This is a genomic window from Veillonella sp. (genome assembly GCF_015058545.1).
In the GTDB taxonomy this organism is placed as follows: Bacteria; Bacillota; Negativicutes; order Veillonellales; family Veillonellaceae; genus Veillonella_A.
Genome location: NZ_SVCB01000108.1, coordinates 1 through 20,583, shown reverse-complemented (window position 1 = coordinate 20,583; position 20,583 = coordinate 1). Strand labels below are relative to the sequence as shown.

Sequence of the window (20,583 nt, the reverse complement as noted above, 5' to 3'; positions counted from 1 at the left end):
ACCGGTGAAAGAAAAATGCAAAAAACGACAACGCGCATTGGAGAAACTATTAAAGTAATTAATTAGCGGTATAGTTTCGCATAGCGAATGAAAATAGCCCCTTACAGCGATTGCTGTAAGGGGCTTGTTTTATGTGATTATTTAGAATCGCCGAAAATAGTAGGCGCCGGTCCCGGATCTTCGCCGTGAACCAAGCGTTCTTCCACGACATGAGAGCGGAAATAGTTAACCCACAAACGAATGGCCGGTACAATCATGGACTGTTCGTTCCAAATCATGCCGAGCACCCAGTTGATGCGGGGCTCGATAGGAATCGAAACCAACTGCTCCTTATTAAGACGTTCGCAGATTGTCTGTGGCAAAATAGCCGTGCCGAGACCGCTTTTTACAAGCTCCGTAATGAAGTCCCAGTTGTTGCTTTGCGCTACGATTTGCGGCACCACGCCGATTTCTTGAAAACGACCTAAGATGATATCGTATAACGAAAAGGACGGATGGAAGAACACAAGCGGTTCTTTGCGAATTTCGTGGAGTGTAACGGAGTCGTAATGGGCGAATGGTGAATCTGGTTGCATCACATAGTATAAAGGCTGGTGGTTAAAGATATAGGTTTGTGTATCCGGGTTGGTAAAGTCAGACACCGGCAAGGTAACGAATCCAACCTGTAATTGATTGTCCTGTACAAGCTGGGCGATTTGCGGTGAACCGTGTTCACTTACCTTTAACGAAATTTGCGGATAGGCGGCCATGAAGTCGCGAATAATCGGCGATAAGAAGGAAGAACCAATCATCGGCGGGATGCCGAGGATCAATTCGCCCGATTCCGTATCATTCGTGTGATGCATCTGGTGTTCAAGCACTTCAAATTGCCTCACTAAGGCTTCAATCTGCGGCAATACGGCGCACGCTTCATTGGTGAGCTCGATGCGATGCCCGCGACGGCGGAATAATTGCTTGTTCCATTCCCCTTCCAACAGGCGTACTGCTTTACTCAAAGATGGTTGGCTCACGTGTAAAGTTTGAGCTGCCTTGGTAAAACTTTTCTGGCGAGCTACTTCTACAAAATATTTCAAATGGGTAATATCCATATAATCCTCCTGCAATATAATCTCTATCTATTATAGCTAAAAAGAATACGGCCGTATAGGGAAAAAATATTATTTTTTTAAGAAAAAATGAGATACAATAAGTCATGACAAAGGGAATATCGAAAAATCCCTATACGAGTACACAATAAATACAACATTCGTTTATTGAATGAAGACACAATATATTGCAAAATAAAAATTAGTCGATATGTAGGAGGCGTTTGAGGATGAAACGTGTGGCGATTGTAGTAGGTCAGATTCTATTGCTCGCCTTGATTGGAGTGTTGGGAGGCTACTTGAAAGAGTGGTTGAACCTGCCATTACCGGGAACTTTGGTGGGCATGATTTTGTTATTTTTGTTGCTCTGCTCAGGTATCATCAAGCTTAACTGGGTGGAACAGGGAGCGGCCGTTTTAATCGGGGAACTCTTATTGTTCTTCATTCCGTCCGCTATAGGGGTTATTCAATATACACAATTATTCGGCAGTACGGGGGCTATGCTCTTGGGCGTTATCGTAACAAGTATTGTAACACTCTTGATTTCCGTTACGGTTATTACCTTGAGCGTCATGAAATTACGTAGAAAGGGGTACAAATTATGGTAAATTATTCACCGTTTCAGATGATTAGTATTCATATCATCGAATCGTTAGTGGGCACTGTAGTTTTGTATTTTTTTTTAAAAAATTATATGAACGGTCCGGCAAAAAACTCTATTTTACCCCATTGTTGGGCGTGCCGGTAGTTATCGGTTTGTTCCTCGTCACCATGAACATTCCGTACGAAGTATATCAGGAAGGCAGCCAATACATCACCATGATGTTGCAACCGGCCACCGTGGCCTTTGCGGTGCCTTTGTATAAATTCCGTGGCGTAGTAAAAGAATATTTTATTCCGCTCTTGGTTGTTATCGGCATGGGCTGTTCCGTTGCTTTTCTAGGCTCCATGGGCCTTGCCGAACTCATTGGACTTAGTCCTGAACTCGTTCACAGTATTGCACCGCGTTCCGTAACGACGCCGCTAGCCTTAGCTGCTTCTGATACAATGGGTGGCGATCCTACGATTACGGCCATTCTCGTAATTGCAACCGGCCTTATCGGTATGATTATGACCACCATGATGATTAAACGGGCTCATATTCACAACCGCTTGTTAAAAGGGATGCTTTACGGCATTTCGGCCCATGGTACGGGCACGGCCAAAGCCTATGAAGATGGCCCTAAAACCGGTGCCATTGCCTCTTTGGCCATGATTTTCATGGGCATCATGACAACGGTCATTGCTCCAATTGTAACAGCCGTATCGGCCGTTTTATAAGAAGCAAATCGGCAAGCCTTTACGGCTTGTAAACCATAAACCTTTTAATCCTTAAGCCTATAAAATCTAAAACTTAAAAACATAAGGTAGTTCTTTGATTGCTAGACCCAATCAGTTAACTATATACGTACTTAAACACTTACACAAAATTACGTACACTTAAGCGCCATCATTTGCGAGCTCATAGCTGAATCACGAACAGCTATGACTAGGAAGTGATGGCGTTTCTGTGTATTTTGCGATATACTGAATAAAAATATGGATATAATCAAATACGTGGTGTATTTGCAGTATTAAGAGTAGTTACGCTATTTTAAGTCGGTGTTTTGAAAAAAGAGAAATGAGGTTGAGTCGGCTATGGATGGGGCAACAGGATTGATTTTGGGCATGTCGTGGGGTGTGCTTTTGGGATTTATTGTGCTGGGGATTGGTGTAGGAGCCTTCGGGACACTCATAGGCGCCGGCGGAGGCTTAATTTTCGTGCCGGTTTTCTTATATCTATTTACCGACTGGTCGCCGGCCATGGTAGTCGGTACCTCGCTCACCATTGTTATGTTCAATGCTATGTCCGCTTCGACCGCGTTTATTAAGCAGAAAAAAATACTCTATAGTGCGGCTATCTGGTTTACGCTAGCTACGATTCCCGGATCCTACCTTGGCGCTGTCGCGTCGGAAGGCTTCGACATATCCATGCTAAAATTTTGGTTTGGTTTATTCCTACTCTGCATGTCGTCCTTTATCGGTTATAAAAACTGGACGAAGGGACAGCGTAAGGAAGAGTCTTTGCAGCTCCATGAATTGACGTACAGTAAAACTATCGGCTGCTTAATCAGCGTGGTAGTTGGCTTTATTTCCAGTGTTTTCGGTATCGGCGGCGGTCTCATTCACGTGGCGGCGTTGGTGTATATTTTGGGCTTCCCAACCCATGTGGCAACGGCTACGAGCCAGTTTATATTATTCTTATCCACAATTACAGGTGTAGTCACACATTATTTCCTGGGGCATATTCAATGGAATATCGCCATTGCCTGCGGCATCGGTGCCGTCATTGGGGCGCAGCTAGGGGCGGCCATTGCGAAACGTCTTAAAGCTACCAGCATTCTTATGGTGTTCTCCTTGGGGGTAGGGATTCTGGCATTGCGGTTGACTTGGACGTCGGGAATGTTGTGGTAAGATTATCGGCAATTAGTGAATTACAATTGAATATTGATGACATCTATGATAGGAACCGTTACAAGGCAAGTCTAATTGCATTGGGCGGTTCTTTTTTGTTGGAAAACAAGATACTTACTAAAATTTTATCAATAGATTATCGAAAAAATTTAATGACTATTAATATAGTAGTTATAATTTGAGTTTGCTACAACTTTATAGAAAAAATGAAGTGTTATTACTGTGTTTTTTAAAACAGTTTCTATAATATCAATTTTTATATTAAGTAAAGATATTAACTGAACTAATAGCTATATTGACCCAATATGATAAAAATGTTAGCATTTAATCATAAAGTGAAGTACAGATGAATTTGAAGGGGATATAATTCAAGTTCATCGAATATTAAAAGTGTTAGGTAGTATAAGGGTTTGAGAGGTGTATGGTATGGAAACTAAGAAGTATGGTCGTCATCGAGTGGTTAAAGCTTCTTTGAGTAGTGCAGTCTTATTGAGTTTGTTGTTAGGCGGACAGGTTTTTGCGGCAGATAATATCATTGTAGATAGCGGTACAGCTACGGGGACAACGAATACCGTAACTGATGACAAAACGGCTCGTGTCGTGGGGACGGAAAATACTGTAACCGGCAGTGAAGATGCCAATGTTATTGGGGATACTAATACGGTTGAAGACACCAATGGTGTCAATATTGTAGGTAATGATAATAAGGTCACAAAGAGCTACCCATATGATGGCGGGACAAGATATGAAGCGAGCCTTGATACGCGTATTTTTGGTAATAACAACGAAGTACGGGGCAGTCGAAAACAACATGTCATCGGCGATAATAACAAGATAATTGCTCGAGATGTCGGTACCGTTACCGACTATAGTCATCCGGAAGGCCGTGAACCTAATATTTCCGACTTAACTATTGGTCGTGGCAATGTGATTACCGGTAACGATACGTATCGCAATGAATGGGACGCCTTAACGGTTATCGGTAATAATAATGATATCAGAGGTACGGCTGCCGGGATTGTTATTGGGGATAATCGAAACAATACGGAACTTACAGATTTTATTATTATCGGCTCCTTATCTCCTGATGAAAAGAACTCGGATGACAATGATATTCGGGCAAGAAATATGGTTGTCATCGGCTATCATACCTTTGGCAGCGATGGCAGTATGGCAATCGGGAGCAGAGTTAAGACCTTAGGGCCTGCAAGTGCAGCTGTGGGAATTCGTTCGACCGTTGAGGGAACCACTTATTATGCGACTCTCTATGGTATCGATAACAAAATCAGTACCGAAAGTGACACTGGACTTGGTGCATCAATAGCACCCGGCGCTTTTGGCATGTTAAATAAGGTGGATTCCTCCTTTAACTCCATGGTCTTTGGTACCGGCAACCGTGTGACCAATGCCTTCGGTAATATAAACGAAGGCATTGAAGGCGGTTTTTTGAGTGGTCGTATGGGCGAGCTTCTCTATCATGGCGGTGATGATATTGGATATAAGGAGCATTTTTCTGAAATTATGGGTGATTATGCTACGCTTAACGGCGGGTCCGTCTTTGCCATGGGGAACGGAAACGTATCGGATTATGCAAGACGTTCCTCTATTTTTGGGACGGGCAACACTTTAAATGGTACCGAAGCTGCAGCTAGTGATTATAATATGCTTACCGGCTATCAAAATAAAGCCACTAATGTGAATCATGTCTCTGTCATGGGGACCGGCAATAAGCTTAGCGATGCGACAACGGATGTTGTCATCGGTGATTATCATACTTTATCGGGCAGCAAAAATAACGTCATTCTTGGAACGATGGGGACGACCGATAGCTATGAAGAACAGACATATACTCCTCAGAGTTACGCTCATACGACAGGAGAGCTTCAGTGGACCGGAGATACGCTGCACTATGTGGTAAAGGTGCAAAAACCGTTACGTGAACATACGGAGAATATCAGCAACGCTGTTATGCTCGGCTATAATACGGACGTACAACATGATGGCGGAGTGGCTATCGGCAGTAACTCTGTAGCTTCAGTTGATAAAGGGGCTTTTGGCTATAATCCGATTACAGGTAAAGCTTTTGAAAATGAAGCGGCTATTGTTGCCTATGCCGGCAAAGAAGCTCGATTTGCTGAATTAAATAGCAGTATCCCTGAATTGGAATCAGCTCTTTCAACGGCAAAAGCTGATTATGATACCAAGGTCTCCGATTATCTGGCGAAGAATGCCGATTATGTTCAGGCTGTACATGCTTATAACAATATTGACCATGACTCGGACCAGGGGCAAAAAATTAAAGAACAGATGGATGCGGCTAAAACGGCAAATGATGAAGCCAGAGCCGCTATGAATACGTCCGAAACAGCCATGAATGACGCCAATAAAGCTTATACGGCAGCTGTATCGGAAAAAACTCAGATTACATCCGCTTGGCAGTCCGGAGCGGCGGCTGTTTCCGTTGGTGATAGTGAAACCGGTTTAACTCGTCAAATTACTAATGTAGCAGCCGGTACAGAAGATACAGACGCGGTTAACGTGGCTCAATTAAAGAGTATTGCGACGAAGGTTGATGCAAATTCCGTCCACTACTTCTCTACCAATAGCTCTAAAACAGATGTGGGAACGAACTACGCAAATGACGGAGCAACCGGCACAGATAGTATTGTTATCGGTATTTCATCCAAGTCAGACGGCAATAACAGTGTTGTTTTAGGGAATAATACGACCGTTACGGGTGTTAAAAACGGCAGAAATAATAGCATTGTTGTTGGAAACAGCATCGAAGCTGACGGCACTCATAACGCCATTTTTGCAACGGATTACAATAACGGCGACAATAAATTGACTAAAGTATACGGTGAGCAGAATACCGTTCTCGGTGTGGGCAACTTAGTCGGTTATACGGCAGTACGAAATGGCAATAGTTGGGATTATACAAAGAATAAATCCGGCAGTGATCAGAATGTGGCTGTTGGGTTAACGAATACCGTGAGTGGCGGCAGCGTTGTCATCGGTACCAATTCTGTGGTACAAGCGTTAGGTACATCCATCGGCCACGGAAATAATATTTTAGGGGACCTGTATACCGGCGGACAATGGCGCGTGGCGGTAGGTAACTATATAACTGCTAAAGGTGACAAAGCCGTGGCTATCGGTAATGGCGTTAATGTCGACGCCTGGGGTGGTATTGGTATTGGTGCTAACGGTCCAATTGGGGGGAATAGAACGATAGTTACCGGAAAAAATGCTATGGCTATCGGATCTCTAGCTCAAGCTACAGATGAAAATGCCCTTGCATTAGGGTTCAAAAGTGTGGTAACCGGGAAGAATGCAACGGCTATCGGTGCCAATACGAAGGCTTCTGTAACAAAAGGCGTTGCCTTGGGAGCTGATTCGGTAGCCGATACTGCAGCCGGTATAGTAGGTTATGACCCGTCTACGAATGCCGCTTCCACAGATACGACAAGTACGTGGAAAGCAACGCGGGCAGCCGTATCCGTTGGTGGTGGTACGAGTAGTTATACCCGCCAAATTACCAATGTAGCGGCCGGTTTTGCTGATACGGATGCGGTCAATGTAGCTCAGTTGAAGAAAGTTCAGACACAACTTGATGCTAATTCCGTTCACTACTTCTCTACCAAGAGCTCTCAAACCGGCTCCAGTACGAACTACTTAAACGACGGTGCCACCGGTACGGACAGTATTGTCATCGGCATTTCTTCTAAGTCGAGCGGGAATAACAGTACCGTTTTAGGCAATAACGTTAACGTAGTAGGAAATAAGAATAAATTTAACAGCAGCATCGTCGTCGGTCAGAATATCGATGTTGATGGCACTCATAATGCCGTTTTTGCTACGGATTACGAAAATGGCGATTATAAAACGACTAAAGTATTTGGTGAGCAAAATACAGTTCTCGGTGTGGGAAACTTAGTCGGCTATACGGCAGTTCAAAATGGTAATGAATGGACGTATACCAAGAATGACTATGGTTCCGATCAGAACGTTGCGGTAGGTTTATTGAATACGGTAAGTGGCGGCAGTATTGCCGTTGGCACAAGTTCTCATGTAGCTACTTTAGGGACATCTTTTGGTCATGGGAATACGATTGAAGGGAGTATGACAGAAGGCGGTCAATTGCGTATTGCTTTGGGAAACTATTTGACTGTTAAAGGTGAAATGGGCTTAGCGGTGGGTAACTCTGCTAAGGTTGATGGCGATTGGGCTATTGCGATTGGTAATAATAATCATGATGAGACAACGACAACGGCTCAAGGTGCATATGCAATTGCGCTTGGTACTAATGCGAAAGCTACGAATACTTCGGCACTGGCATTGGGAACCAGCAGTGCGGTAAGCGGATTTTATGCTACTGCCTTAGGTACTGCATCTAAAGCCATAGTTACCCAAGGGGTTGCTTTAGGTTCCTTTAGTACGTCTGATAGAGCCAGTGGGGCCTTCGGTTATGATCCACTGACTAAAAAAGAATCTACAAGTAACGCAGCTGCTTGGAAGTCAGTACTAGGCGCCGTATCAGTTGGGGGACAAGTTAACTATAGTGACGGTACTATCGTTCAAGCAACTCGTCAAATCACTAACGTAGCCGCTGGCTCTGCGGATACTGATGCGGTTAACGTAGCTCAGTTAAAAAAGGTTCAACAGTCTATTTCTGATGCTGTTAAAGAAGGTAAGACGACCATTGAAGCGGGCGATAATATTATCGTTGCACCTGGTTCTACTGAAAACAGCTACAAGATTACCGCTAAAGATACGACACTTAAAGACTCTGATAGTGCTCTCAAACTTGACGGCAATAAGTTGAAATTGGAAATTGAAGATACAGCCGGTAATAAGGTAAGCGGTAGTGTTGAGTTAGATCAAATCGGTTCTGCCATTGATACGAAGAATACCATTGCCAATGCTGATGGTGATACTTCCATTATTATTGACAGCACTGAAAAGAATAATATTGGCGGAACTAATTACAAAATCAAAGTAAACACTGACGGTAAAGTTGAATCCGGCAACAAAGGCATTGTGACAGGTGATACGGTATATAATGAAACCCGTGTTGCTAAAGACGGTGCTTACGTCAAACAGGCTAATTCCGCCGCTGAAAACCTATCTGTTTTAGACAGCCAAGTTAAAACGAATACGGACAGTATCACTAACATTAATAGCAATGTTATTAACTTGAACAGCCAAGTTAATAAGCTGGATTCTCGTATTAATCGTGTCGGTGCCGGTGCAGCCGCTTTGGCAGCTTTGTATCCGCAAGATTACGATCCAAGTGCTAAATGGGATTTTGCAGCCAGTTACGGTAACTACAAATCTGCTAATGCCGTAGCTATCGGTGCGTTCTATCGTCCGACAAATGACTTGTTATTCTCCATCGGAACCAGTATGGGTGGCGGTGAAAACATGTTTAATGCCGGCGTCAGTGTTAAATTCGGTAGCAGTAATGAATACTCGAATTACTCGAAATCTGCTTTAGCCGAAGTTGTATCTGAACAGTCTAAGCAATTAGCAAACCAGAATTCTACCATTGAAGAATTACGGGCTCAGGTTCAACAACAAGCTCAGGAAAATGCCGAATTACGTACGCAAGTTCAGGAAATTATGCGCCAGTTGGCTAATAAATAGTTGAACTAAACCGCTGCTATCAATTTCTAATATGGTAGCTGTGTGACATCGTTAAATTGGCTCCTCTTTAATTAAATAAAGACGGGATTGTTCCGAGGTAATTTACCTTGGAATAATCCCGTTTTACTTTATAAGTCTATACGTCCTATCGCCGTTAAGGCCTTGTCCGTATATAGAATCTTTTATTCAATTTTATGTTTAGATTGCCATATTTACACGGCCATCCCCTTGGCGTAGTTTTCATACAATTCCTTGTAATAACCACCACGCTCTAAGAGTTCGTGATGAGTACCCTGCTCGACGATTTGCCCGTTGTTTACGACGAGCAATAAATCGGCGTCGCGAATGGTCGATAAACGATGGGCAATGACGATACCGGTACGGCCTTTTAAGAGTTGGTTCATAGCTTTTTGCACTTCTACTTCCGTACGCGTATCTACGTTGGCGGTGGCTTCGTCGAGTACGAGAATGCTTGGGTTAACCAAAAAGGCACGAGCAATAGTCAACAACTGACGTTGACCTTGCGATAGGTCATCGGCACCGTTTTTAAGAATCGTATCATAGCCCTGGGGTAAAGTGCGGATAAAATGATCTGCCATGGCCAGTTTCGCCACATGGATAATTTCTTCCCGCGTTGCATCCGGCTTACCGTAAGCGATGTTTTCGGCAATGGTGCCTGTAAAAATCCACGTGTCTTGCAATACCATGCCGATTTGACGATGCAAGGCTTCGCGGCTTAGTTCGCGAATATCGGTACCGTGAATGGTAATAGTACCGCCGGAGATTTCGTAAAAACGCATGAGCAGGTTAATAATTGTGGTTTTGCCGGCCCCCGTAGGGCCTACAATAGCTACGACGTGGCCGCTGGGGATTTCAAAGTTTACATCCGTCATGAGCGGTTTATCTTCGCTGTAACCGAAGTTTACATGCCGAAACTCAATGGCATTAGTACTTGATGCGGCGCCCGCCATAGAGTTTGGCACTTCTTGTAAGGTTCCTGAGTCATCCTCCATCGGTGCGTCCAGAATTTCATAAATACGACCTAAGGCGGCGTGTGTTTCTTGGAATCGGGTTAAGATGTAGGAACTTCGCGAAATCGGGTCGGATACTTGTGTTACGTAGAGGAAAAAGGCTTGGATGTCGCCGAGGGTGATATAGCCGCGCAACACGAAGAGACCGCCTTGGATGGCAACGAGAACGTAGCCAATTTGGTTGATGAAGTTAACCAACGGCATGATGAGCTGCCCCATAAAACCGGATTGTCGTTCACGCGTAAAGAGACGTGTATTTAAATCCGTCATGTGGTCGGTGGAGACTTTTTCAAGACCAAAAGACTGTATGATTTGCTTGCCTGAAATTAATTCTTCAATGCCGCCGTTCACAGCACCTAAAGCCTCTTGATTGCGCAGGTAGATAGTGCGCGCTTTTTTAGACGTAAAGGTTAAGCCGAGAACGCCGACGATGATAACGCCGAGGATAATAGCGGCTAAGCTTGGGCTAATCCAAATCATCATGGACACAGCTCCGACGATACCGATAAAGGATGAGATGAGCCCCGGAATACCTTCGCGGAGCGTTTCGCCGACGGAATCAAGGTCACTGGTGAGACGGCTAAGCATATCCCCACGATTGTGTTGGTTGAAATACGACATTGGCAGATGATGAATCTGATGGCTTACACGACTGCGTAAGGCCAATACCATGTGTTGCGCACTGCCGGCGATGATAAATTCACTAATGTATGTGAATACGGCGTGGCAGCTGTAAAAAATGATGAGTAGAAGGACTGTATCAATTGTACCGTCTAAAATGGCGTTGATTTCACGGTGCTGTTCGAGGCCCTGAACGATGGCATCGACAATGTCGCCTAAGAGGCGCGGGGCGATAATTTCAAAGCTAGCGGCTAAGATTAATGCTATGGTTAGAAAACCGAGGCGCCACCACTGACTGCGTGAGTCCAGGAGGAATCGTTTGACCAGTTTCATAGTGCCACCTCCTGTGATGTTACAATCTGCTGATAGATTGGGCAATGAGCTAAGAGTTCTTCGTGCGTGCCTACGCCCATCGATTCACCTTGGTTGATGACCAGGATTTTATCGGCTTTTTGGGCGGCGCTGACCTTCTGCTCAATAGATATGAATGCACGGCCGGATGTAAGGCCGGCGCTGTTGCCACGGTTATTGCCCTTGTCAGTTCTAGTGCTATTGCCGTTGCTAATCTCCTCGGCTACGGCTTTCCGTACTTGTTGTTCCGTAATGCCGTCTAAGGCAGAAAAGCTGTCGTCAAAAATTAAAAGACGCGGTTTGCGGATTAAGGCACGGGCCATGGCCAAGCGTTGCCGTTGACCGCCGGACAGATTAGTACCGCCTTGCGCCAGTTCATGTTCATACCCGTCTTCAAAACGACTGATAAATTCATGGGCGCCCGCTAATTTTGCCGCTTCTTCAATATCTTCACGTGTCAGCGGTGCATTCGAGGCTTGGCTTTTGCCAAATTCTAAATTCATGGCAATGGTACCGGTGAAAAGATAGGCTTTTTGCGGTACATAGCCGATTTGTGAGCGAACCTGTTCAATAGGTTGTTTAAAAATAGAGCGACCGTTGAAGAGAATATCGCCACACTCGATGGGATACAGGCCCAAAATAAGCTTGGCCAAGGTACTTTTGCCGGAACCGATATCGCCCATGATAGCTAGGGTTTCACCGGCGTTGAGGGTGAAGGAAATATCTTTTAAGGCCGCTTCCTCCGCATCGTCATAGCGGAAGGTAACATTGCGGAACTCTAATAACGGTACATTGCCGCCTTTAGTAAATGGCGTGCTCAATTCAGAATTTGCGTATGATGTGCTGACTTCAGAATTCGCGCATGATGTGCTGATTTCAGAATTCGCGCATGGCATGCCGGATGCAGTGTTTGAAGTTACCGCTTTTGTGCTTGCCATGTCAGTGGTTTTTTCAGAATGGACCAATAGTTCACGAATACGTCGATAGCAAATAATGGCTTCCGGCACGTCGAGAAGCACGAATACAGCCATAATGAGGTTCATCAAAATGAGGGTGGCGTACTCGATGATGGCCATAATATCACCGATTTGGAGCACACCGGAGTCAATCTGATAGCCGCCAAGCCAGAGGATAACCACGGTGCTCATGTTGAAAATAATGAGGATACTGGGCAGTCCGATGGCGTAGGTGCGGGCCAGACGAGTTTCCTTGTTGGATAATTCCGTGAACATGCCGATTTCAGCAGTTTTTTCATCGTCCGTGCGATTAAAAGCACGAATCACGGACATGCCGATAATATGGTCGCGCACGAGGTCGGTCAGTTTATCTAATTGTTGCTGAACGGCCATGACGATAGGGAGGGCCTGTTTTTGAATGCTTATCATGAGCACTACCATGATGACCATGAGGCTCAAAATGATGAGCCCCATTTCGAAGCTTTTGTAAAAAGTGAGCCCTAAGCCTACGATAATCATGAGCGGCATGGGGAGAATCATATTGATGCCTTCGGCGAGGACGGACTGTATTTTTTCCACATCACGGGTGGCACGCATGAGCAAGGTGCCGGTGCCGTATTTTGAAAAATCCGACAGAGAAAAATCTTGCAGCGCCTGTACCAGTTGCTGACGTAGGTTGAGGCTGACGCGTGACGCAATATGGGCGGCCAAGTATACGGCACTTAATGAGCCGATGACGGTCACCAAAGAGGCGGCGAGCATGGCAACGCTGAGGCGACTGATGGCGTCCAAGTCGCCTTGTAAAACGCCTTCATTAATGATGCTGGCCGTTAAGGTTGGCACGGTGAGCGCACTGACTACATGGATTAAGGAGAGTAGGCAGGCGCTTAAAAAAGCCCATTTTACGGGGCTTAAATAAGTTGTGATAAATTTCATAGTATCGTTCTTTGGGTAATTATCTTACAATTTTTACCGTATGACCGTTAGTATGGATATTGCTGTTGGTTGAATCGCCGTTGTTAAGTTCCGTCAAATAGGAATCGGCGGTTACATTCCACACAGAATCTTTGCTAAGGCTTAAAGAAGCCTGTTTAGCGCTGTTGTTCGGATTGAAGGCACCGGTAAATGCGGAGTTTTGCGAAAGCTTAATGTCCAGCTTGCTGCCGCGGTCAGCTAGGATATCGCCGTTAATGGCCTGTTGGGCAGCCTGTAATCGTACTTGGCTGTTAGTGTTGCCGGTGCTGTTGATAGCCGCCGCTACACGATTTAGGTCAGATGTATCGCCCGTACCGGATAGTACCTGCAAGAATGGAGCGCGGCTTGGTTGGCTGATAGTATTGCCTTGGAGTTTTATTTGGGCTTTAGTACCGAGAATGGTAAAAAGCGGCGTAGAGCCCGTTTCGGTGAGGCGGCTTTGGTTAATGGTGAGCTTGGTCGTCCCTTTTTCAGCGGTGCCTAAATCGGTTTGATATAGATAAAAACCATCGGCTCCTTTTAGCTGTGAATTGGTAAATGTCACGTCCGTATTGCCTTCCAAAAGTCCGAATGTGCCATTCGATGCTTCACCGTTAATAGCATTCAATTTCATCGTGCCGGTAGAACTGATGAGGGGGCTGTTTTGGCCGTAAGTGCGAAGGGTGACGCCATCAGCAGTGAGGCTACTGTCGACTTTCGTTGCGGTGGCGAGGGCCGGACTTTGAGAACCGTAGGTACTGATATTACTCTGCTTTAGAGAAATTTCGGCACCATAAGCAGCACCGATGCCTTGGGATACGCGGTTATTCGTGCGAATCGTCAAATCCTTAGCGGTAATTTTTACTTTCTTACCGCTACCAACGATACCGGAAGCACCGTCGCCGTTTGTAGTGATAGTGCTGTTTTCAATCGTGGCTTGACTATATGGTGCCACTAGAAGAGCGGCGTTTTGACCACGCCACAGGCTGAGACCTTCACTGTCGCTGTGGCCGGTTTTGATGAGCTCAGCTTTTTTCACTTTGGCTTTGCCGGTTTTCTGTACTAAAATTACATTTTGATTATTCTGGTTGTTGTTGAGAGAATTTTTAAAAGTCTTTGAGCCATTCGCTACTTTGGTGGCTTTAAACTTGTAGTTGTTGTCCACTTTTTTGCCTTTTTTCACGGCATCATCGGAATCGCTTACGAGCCCCAGTAATTTGCCGGCCGCTTTAATCGGATTAAGTGACGGTAACGAGAAAGACGGGATGATTTTGGCGGCGATATAGGCACTAACCGGATCCGCTGCATGTACGGAATTGAGCGGATAGGCTGATGCGGATACGGCTAAGGTAATCGTCATTATAGCGGCAATAGCTTTACGTTTATGATTTTTATGGGCAGTGCCGGAAGTATTGGCGGTATTTGATGAGTTTGTATTTATTTGATTTTTATTTGTGTATTTCATAGAACTCCTCAGATGCGTTTAATTCGTTTATTAAACTCGAGTAAATTTCATATAATAATTATAAATTTCGATATATTAATTATAGCCTGTTTTAGCTGAGAGTACAAAGAAAACTTTGATGAAGTAAATAGGAGGATTATAGGATTTACGGTACGTTTCAGCGGAAAGTTGGGGGAAGGGCTTGATTTGTTGGACAAAACACGGTAATATATTAAGGTAATAGTTTAATTTGGAGAGGTGTCCGAGTGGTTTAAGGAGCTGGTCTTGAAAACCAGTGACTCCGCAAGGGGCCGTGGGTTCGAATCCCACCCTCTCCGCCATGAGAAAATATAAATCCCTTATAGAGCTAAATAGTAGTTCTATAAGGGATTTTGTGTTAATGGGGGATGTAATCCTACTTTCTGATTGATTTGAATATAAAGAACATATATTAGCATTTAGTAATACATGCTTTGGACTACTTTAATCATAGTCCCTAAGATTTTTTCTTAATAGGTTTAAAGGCGCCTATTTGTTTATATCCGGGCAATTGATATGAACATTAAGACGCCTCTTTTATAAAAACCTATAGTATGTTAGAATAAAGGTAGTTAATTCAATTAAAAACTCTGTTTTTAGCCGTTTAGTACGCCAATACTAGACGGTTTTTTCTTTTTCTTAGCGTAGTCAATTGTATATATGAGACCTCCTTTTTCAAAAAATCCCTTATTATTACTGACATTCTTTTAAATACGTTTGCTCTAATATCATCTCCTTCTTTCTAAAATTTAGAAAATCCTTTAAAATGTAACTAGTTATAATAGCCTTTCTATAATCATTTCGGCTATAATTGGATTATAACATACTTTATGATAATTGTCGATTTAGAATTGATTTTATATAAAAAGTAATTTGAAATAGATTTTTGGAGATAGGGAGATTAATAAATGTTTATATGTAAGCTAAGCAAAATTTTAAAAGAGCAGAATCTGAAAAAGACATCATTTGCTTTGGATAATGGCTTTCCCAAAACTTTTATTGAAAACTTGGTAAGCAATAAGTTCCGAGATATTAATATGGAATCATTGGAACGGGTTATGCAGATTTTGGATATAACCAGGCTCGAGGATATTTTAATCTACGTTCCCTATGAAATAGAGATTGGAGATACCTATGATTCCAAGCCACAGGAAGAAAGTTATGTATTGGGCTTTAAGGATATTTCTATTGATGTAATTTTAAAAAATAAGGAGGGCGCTAAGACGCTTACAACATTGATTCGGATTCCTCATGGCGAGATGCGCAGTAATGTTATGCTCCTTTCTATTGGTAGTATTGAGGATATTGTAGAACGGGATAAGTGGCTAGACTTCTTTAATGAGTATGATCCTTACTTTTTATATTATGTATTGGCGAGAGTGGCCGAGCAGGCGCGAAAAGAATTTAAAATTAAAAATTTTGTCACGTCGAATAGCTTACAAATTGATAAAAAATAGGTGAGAAACTAAACACCCCTACAGATTTAGGTTTGCAGGGGTGTTTAATTTAATTGAGTTAAATTTAATTGTAGTTAGGAAAACGTCGCAATCTATCTTGCAGATAATTTTGGTATAAGGTTTCAGTCATTGTCTGTGCTGAAACCGGGAATTCGTGAGCCCCAAACCGGCAAACCGGCATGATGCCCATGAGGGAATTGGTAATAAAACACTCATCGAAGGAGCCGATTTCATCAGGCATGATGGTCTTTTCAATTACATCATAGCGCTGGCAGAGGTAGGCCCGGACGATGCCCGGCAAGAGACCGGCCGTAACAGGCGGTGTATAGAGTTGGTCGTTTTTTATAAAAAAGAGATTACTCACGGCGCCCTCCGTAAGTTCGCCGCGACTGTTACAGAAAATCGGCTCGTCGATGCCCGCCTTAGCAGCTTGTCGCTTGGCTAAGATGGAGTCACCGTAATTAAAGGTTTTATGGTAGACAAAAGGGGATGATTCGTTACGGCGAATGTCGGACATGGCGAGGACAAAACCCGGACGAGACGGTAAATTTTCGTAAGGATTAGGACGGGATGTGAAGCTTAGATTGTTAGCGGATGCTAAGATTTTGACAACGCCCATGCGGGCTCCGTTTTGTTCGAGGTAGGCTTGAAGTTGCTTTTTCCAATCGTCGGGAAGCGTGATGCCAAGCCAGTCGAGTGTGCGGCGTAGGCGCGCTTCGTGGGCTTCTAACCAAATTGGCTGATTGTTTACGAGGGCTATGGTTTCGAAGGCGCCAAGGCCAAACTGATAGCCGTCATCAAAGGTAAGATTCATAGTCAAAGGTTTCTCCTTTCAAGGCACTGAGTAAGGCCTTTGCCTTTTGCCATATTTCTTCATACTCGAAATTTTTATCCGATTCGGCCGTAATGCCACCACCGACACCGATGTAGTATGTATTATCTTGGTGAACGGCCGTGCGGATGACGATGTTGAGGTCACAGTTGCCGTCGAGGGATAAGTAACCGATGGTGCCGGTGTAGAGTTGGCGGCGACTCGATTCCAGTTCGTCGATAATCTCCATGGACCGCCTTTTCGGAGCACCTGTAATGGAGCCACCTGGGAAAAGTGCCGATAGGGCGTCTATGGCTGTCTGATTCGGTTTGAGCGTGCCAATCACGTTGGCAATTAAATGGAAGACTGTGGCATACTCTTCTACCGCAAAGAGGTCGGGTACGGTAACACTGCCGGGCTGGCAGATTTTATTGAGGTCATTCCGCTCCAGATCCACAATCATCAAGAGTTCGCTTTGGTCTTTTTGCGATTCTGCCAGTTCTTTACGAAGGGCCGCATCTTCTTCGGCTGTCTTGCCGCGTCGGCGAGTTCCTTTGATCGGACGGGTTTCAATTTTTTTGCCGTTGATGCGAAGCAATCGTTCCATGGAAGCACTGATTATCTGATAGGATCCATATTGTAAGTAGGCTCCAAATGGGGATAGATTGTCACGGCGTAGTCGTGAGAAAAAGGTGTACGGCGGGCAGGAGCAATCGACGGTTAAGGTGCCGGTAAAATTGGTAACATAGACGTGGCCGGCTATAAGGTAGTCCATCAATTTATGAAGGGCCTGAGCATATTCATCCGATGTACTGTCCGGATGAATCGCCAAGGGATAAGTTTCTGCCGGTGATTGTGACTTGAAGTTAGCCATCTTCGCGGCGATAAGGTCCTCCATCTTTTTCAAAAGAACGGGAGCCGGTTCGGTATGACCGTTAGCGATGAACCAAAGGGACTGCTCTTTTAAATCTTCGATGATAAAAAAGTCGTAAAAAATCCATTTCATGTCGGCCATGTCAACTTTCGCTTTGTGCCGCGAGGTAAGGCCCATCTCTTGCATGCCGTAATCATAGGTAACATAGCCGATGGCGCCATCAGTCAATGGCAGTTCGGTAGGATTTTCACGGTGGTGTTGCTGCAGATAGGCCTTGAGGTATTCTTCCGGCTTTCCTTCGTGAGGGTTGCCATCGACGTAGAAGTGCCCGTTTTCAACTTTTACCTCGTGATAAGGTACGAGACTGATGATAGAATATTGGCCGAGGTTGTTTTCTAAGGATGAGTCGAGAAAGGCAGCATTCTTTTCATCGGCAAAGAGGGCAAAAATCTGGCTGGCCGTATAGGGAAGTGATGAGCGACGAATTGTTTGTTCGCTTATGGTCTTGGGCATGCTATTAATTACGCTTTCAATTTTGGCTTCAGACATGGGCGTGGGCTCCTTTTTCAGCATATTGGCAAAAAGCTTGGATTAATTCAGAGCCGTATTCTGACAATAAGGCTTCAGGGTGAAATTGCAGGCCAAAGAGCGGCAGTTTTTGATGGGACATAGCCATGAGTGCACCGTCGTCACTGACAGCATCCACACGATAGTCAGGCGGCAATGTATCTTGTTGGACAACTAATGAATGGTAGCGGGTTACGTCAAAGGTTTTAGGTAAATCCTTGAATAAACCGTGTCCTTCATGGTGAATGGCAGTTACTTTGCCGTGCATCGGCTTTTGACCGCGGCTCACAGTGGCGCCGGCAGTGTAGGCTAGAATTTGCATCCCAAGACAAACGCCGAGGATGGGCAGCTTGTCTTTGAATTCTTGTACGATAGCTAGTGACTGTAGGGCATCGGCGGGTCCTTTGGGGCCGGGCGAGATGATGATGCCGTCAGGATTCATGGCGGTAATTTCCTTTAAATCAATGCTGTCACAAGGGCGAACGTCTACATGGCGGCCTGTTTCGGCTACCAAGTTAGCCAGGTTATAGGTGAACGAATCGTAATTGTCGACGATGAGATACATAATACCTCCTTAAACGCAAAAAAAGGACAACGACGGCAGCATAATACTGCACAGTCGTTATCCTTAAAGGTCCGTAATCTGTACGTAGGGAACATTCTTTGTTATTAGTATATCATAGTTTTGAGTGTACTATAAAATATAACTATTGGCAATAAATTGACAATGGATTTCTTTAGGTAATGGGTAAAAAATAAAATAAAAAAGCCCCTACAAACCGGGTTTGTAGGGGGTGTAATCTAACTGGCGGAGGATTAGGGATTCGAACCCTAGCGACGGTAACCCGCCCTAACGATTTAGCAAACCGTCCTCTTCAGCCTCTTGAGTAATCCTCCATATCTAATTACTAAAATATCATATCATTAGTAGAAGGCACTTGTCAAGATTTTGTAAATATTCCTTGTAAATTTTATTATACACCCTTGGCATCGGGATCCCAGATAAATTTATGGATTTGAAGCTGAATGCGTATTTGCTGTAAGTTATTGTTGAGCAAATAGTCCACGATTTCCTTCGGATCGATTTTGCCGAAAACAGGGGATACGAAGATATGGCCTTTCGGCTTTTTGGTGAGCACGATTTCTTTCATGCGCTGTAAATCGCCGTAGGAGCTAACCACGAATTTTAACACGTCTTTCTCCGTCATGGCTTCGCATAGCTGAGGGTTCATGGACTCTTCCGCACTCGAATCGGGACATTTGTAATCGTAGGTGTAGAATACATTATCTCGTTGGAATGGTGCGATAATGCTGCCATTTGTTTCGATGTTGAACTCATAAGGTCCGAACGGTGTTGTTTCACGGCTCAAGATGTCGATGAGCTGCTCTACTTCGTCGGCTTGTAACAAAGGTTCCCCGCCGGTGATGGTGATGTAGCGGTTGCCCATTTGGCGTAAAGCATCCGCTACGTCTTCCACGGATTGTACTTCGTATTCTACTTCATCGCCGTAACTGTAGGTTGTATCGCAATAGACACAACGTAAATTACAGTCATAGAGGCGTAGGAACGAGCAGGGATAACCTTGGCGGGTACCTTCGCCCTCGATGGAGCTAAAACGCTCAATCACGTTCATAGATGGCTACATTCCCTTCCGATTCCTGAACAACAACTTTGAAGCATTTTTCACCCAATTGGTCGGCAATCCATTTGGCCATATTTTCGGCGGTCGGATTGATGTCGCCCATGATGTCGTTCACGTGTTTGTGATCGAGTTGGCCGTGAATGGCTTCTTTAATGTGACCAAAGTCAATGACCATGCCGTTCTCATCAAGCTCGGCGGCGCGTGCATGAATGTGCACAATCCAGTTATGACCGTGCAAGTTTTGACATTTGCTCTTGTAGGTCAATTTCAGCTGATGAGAGGCGCTGATTTCTAATTTTTTAACTACTGTAAACATGTATACCTCGCTTAAAATTGTAATGTTTTAATTCGCTCGATAGCACGCAATGTGTTTTCACGACTGCCGAAGGAGGTGAGACGTAAATAACCTTCGCCGCAAGGACCGAATCCGGCGCCCGGGGTGCTTACAATATGTACTTTTTCCAATAACAAGTCAAAGAATTCCCAGCTGGTCATACCGGCCGGCACTTTGAGCCAAATGTAAGGCGCATCGACGCCACCGAAAACGGTAAGGCCGATAGCCGTTAAACCTTCGCGAATGATGCGGGCGTTTTCCTTGTAATAGGCAATCG

15 protein-coding genes and 2 tRNA genes are annotated in these 20,583 nt (G+C 44.5%); 6 read left to right on the top strand and 11 right to left on the bottom strand.

The features are described from left to right. Positions 1-137: 137 nt before the first annotated feature. Positions 138-1,088: a LysR family transcriptional regulator gene (locus tag E7204_RS07365; protein WP_295183158.1), complete on the bottom strand. Its 951-nt coding sequence runs from the start codon at positions 1,086-1,088 to the stop codon at positions 138-140. Between the two features lie 227 nt (positions 1,089-1,315). On the opposite strand from E7204_RS07365, the gene E7204_RS07360 reads away from it, so the two are divergent. The 4 genes from E7204_RS07360 (at position 1,316) to E7204_RS07345 (ending at position 9,224) form a co-directional block, all read left to right on the top strand. Beyond that, a complete protein-coding gene (locus tag E7204_RS07360; RefSeq protein ID WP_021842263.1) occupies positions 1,316-1,693 on the top strand; it encodes a CidA/LrgA family protein in 378 nt (125 codons plus the stop codon). 130 nt (positions 1,694-1,823) lie between these two features. Beyond that, positions 1,824-2,405, top strand: a complete 582-nt coding sequence (locus E7204_RS07355; protein ID WP_295183183.1) for an LrgB family protein — start codon at positions 1,824-1,826, stop codon at positions 2,403-2,405. Positions 2,406-2,792: 387 nt separating this feature from the next. Next, positions 2,793-3,578, top strand: coding sequence for a sulfite exporter TauE/SafE family protein (locus E7204_RS07350; protein WP_295183181.1), 786 nt, complete (start codon positions 2,793-2,795; stop codon positions 3,576-3,578). Between the two features lie 426 nt (positions 3,579-4,004). Beyond that, positions 4,005-9,224 (top strand): YadA-like family protein, encoded by a 5,220-nt coding sequence (locus E7204_RS07345; RefSeq protein WP_295183155.1) that lies wholly within the window; start codon positions 4,005-4,007, stop codon positions 9,222-9,224. 212 nt (positions 9,225-9,436) lie between these two features. Here the strand turns inward: E7204_RS07345 and E7204_RS07340 are convergent, their stop codons facing one another. The 3 genes from E7204_RS07340 to E7204_RS07330 are packed head-to-tail and all read right to left on the bottom strand — an operon-like array spanning position 9,437 to position 14,602. After that, the gene (locus E7204_RS07340) at positions 9,437-11,209 is read right to left on the bottom strand and encodes an ABC transporter ATP-binding protein (protein WP_295183153.1); all 1,773 of its coding nucleotides are present in this window, start codon (positions 11,207-11,209) and stop codon (positions 9,437-9,439) included. Beyond that, the gene (locus tag E7204_RS07335) at positions 11,206-13,119 is read right to left on the bottom strand and encodes an ABC transporter ATP-binding protein (RefSeq protein ID WP_295183152.1); all 1,914 of its coding nucleotides are present in this window, start codon (positions 13,117-13,119) and stop codon (positions 11,206-11,208) included. Before E7204_RS07335 ends, E7204_RS07340 begins: the two co-directional genes overlap by 4 nt. 19 nt (positions 13,120-13,138) lie before the next feature. Next, a complete protein-coding gene (locus tag E7204_RS07330; protein ID WP_295183150.1) occupies positions 13,139-14,602 on the bottom strand; it encodes a hypothetical protein in 1,464 nt (487 codons plus the stop codon). 231 nt (positions 14,603-14,833) lie between these two features. On the opposite strand from E7204_RS07330, the gene E7204_RS07325 reads away from it, so the two are divergent. After that, a tRNA-Ser gene (locus E7204_RS07325) sits at positions 14,834-14,922 on the top strand. 606 nt (positions 14,923-15,528) lie between these two features. Beyond that, on the top strand, positions 15,529-16,077 hold the full coding sequence (locus E7204_RS07320; RefSeq protein ID WP_295183149.1) for a helix-turn-helix transcriptional regulator: 549 nt from the start codon (positions 15,529-15,531) through the stop codon (positions 16,075-16,077). Between the two features lie 64 nt (positions 16,078-16,141). Here E7204_RS07320 and E7204_RS07315 read toward each other — a convergent pair whose 3' ends face one another. From E7204_RS07315 to E7204_RS07285, 7 genes are all read right to left on the bottom strand, one after another. Next, complete coding sequence (locus E7204_RS07315) at positions 16,142-16,891, bottom strand: aminotransferase class IV (protein WP_295183147.1); 750 nt, start codon at positions 16,889-16,891, stop codon at positions 16,142-16,144. Continuing rightward, entirely contained in the window at positions 16,875-18,311 is a 1,437-nt protein-coding gene (gene pabB / locus E7204_RS07310; protein WP_295183145.1) for an aminodeoxychorismate synthase component I, read from the bottom strand. Before pabB ends, E7204_RS07315 begins: the two co-directional genes overlap by 17 nt. Next, positions 18,304-18,894: an aminodeoxychorismate/anthranilate synthase component II gene (locus tag E7204_RS07305; protein ID WP_295183143.1), complete on the bottom strand. Its 591-nt coding sequence runs from the start codon at positions 18,892-18,894 to the stop codon at positions 18,304-18,306. Before E7204_RS07305 ends, pabB begins: the two co-directional genes overlap by 8 nt. Before the next feature lie 241 nt (positions 18,895-19,135). Further along, a tRNA-Ser gene (locus tag E7204_RS07300) sits at positions 19,136-19,226 on the bottom strand. 77 nt (positions 19,227-19,303) lie between these two features. Then, on the bottom strand, positions 19,304-19,963 hold the full coding sequence (locus tag E7204_RS07295; RefSeq protein ID WP_295183141.1) for a radical SAM protein: 660 nt from the start codon (positions 19,961-19,963) through the stop codon (positions 19,304-19,306). Next, a complete protein-coding gene (gene queD, locus E7204_RS07290; protein ID WP_295183139.1) occupies positions 19,950-20,288 on the bottom strand; it encodes a 6-carboxytetrahydropterin synthase QueD in 339 nt (112 codons plus the stop codon). The genes E7204_RS07295 and queD overlap by 14 nt, the downstream gene beginning before the upstream one ends. Before the next feature lie 11 nt (positions 20,289-20,299). Next, positions 20,300-20,583 (bottom strand): aminotransferase class I/II-fold pyridoxal phosphate-dependent enzyme (locus tag E7204_RS07285; RefSeq protein ID WP_295183138.1); only part of this gene is annotated, 284 nt, incomplete at its 5' end.

What these genes read in the sequence shown, in the direction of transcription:
- E7204_RS07365 (WP_295183158.1), bottom strand. Translation starts at nt 1,088, where the DNA reads ATGGATATTACCCATTTGAAATATTTTGTAGAAGTAGCTCGCCAGAAA.
- E7204_RS07360 (WP_021842263.1), top strand. Translation starts at nt 1,316, where the DNA reads ATGAAACGTGTGGCGATTGTAGTAGGTCAGATTCTATTGCTCGCCTTG.
- E7204_RS07350 (WP_295183181.1), top strand. Translation starts at nt 2,793, where the DNA reads ATGTCGTGGGGTGTGCTTTTGGGATTTATTGTGCTGGGGATTGGTGTA.
- E7204_RS07345 (WP_295183155.1), top strand. Translation starts at nt 4,005, where the DNA reads ATGGAAACTAAGAAGTATGGTCGTCATCGAGTGGTTAAAGCTTCTTTG.
- E7204_RS07340 (WP_295183153.1), bottom strand. Translation starts at nt 11,209, where the DNA reads ATGAAACTGGTCAAACGATTCCTCCTGGACTCACGCAGTCAGTGGTGG.
- E7204_RS07335 (WP_295183152.1), bottom strand. Translation starts at nt 13,119, where the DNA reads ATGAAATTTATCACAACTTATTTAAGCCCCGTAAAATGGGCTTTTTTA.
- E7204_RS07330 (WP_295183150.1), bottom strand. Translation starts at nt 14,602, where the DNA reads ATGAAATACACAAATAAAAATCAAATAAATACAAACTCATCAAATACC.
- E7204_RS07320 (WP_295183149.1), top strand. Translation starts at nt 15,529, where the DNA reads ATGTTTATATGTAAGCTAAGCAAAATTTTAAAAGAGCAGAATCTGAAA.
- E7204_RS07315 (WP_295183147.1), bottom strand. Translation starts at nt 16,891, where the DNA reads ATGAATCTTACCTTTGATGACGGCTATCAGTTTGGCCTTGGCGCCTTC.
- pabB (WP_295183145.1), bottom strand. Translation starts at nt 18,311, where the DNA reads ATGTCTGAAGCCAAAATTGAAAGCGTAATTAATAGCATGCCCAAGACC.
- E7204_RS07305 (WP_295183143.1), bottom strand. Translation starts at nt 18,894, where the DNA reads ATGTATCTCATCGTCGACAATTACGATTCGTTCACCTATAACCTGGCT.
- E7204_RS07295 (WP_295183141.1), bottom strand. Translation starts at nt 19,963, where the DNA reads ATGAACGTGATTGAGCGTTTTAGCTCCATCGAGGGCGAAGGTACCCGC.
- queD (WP_295183139.1), bottom strand. Translation starts at nt 20,288, where the DNA reads ATGTTTACAGTAGTTAAAAAATTAGAAATCAGCGCCTCTCATCAGCTG.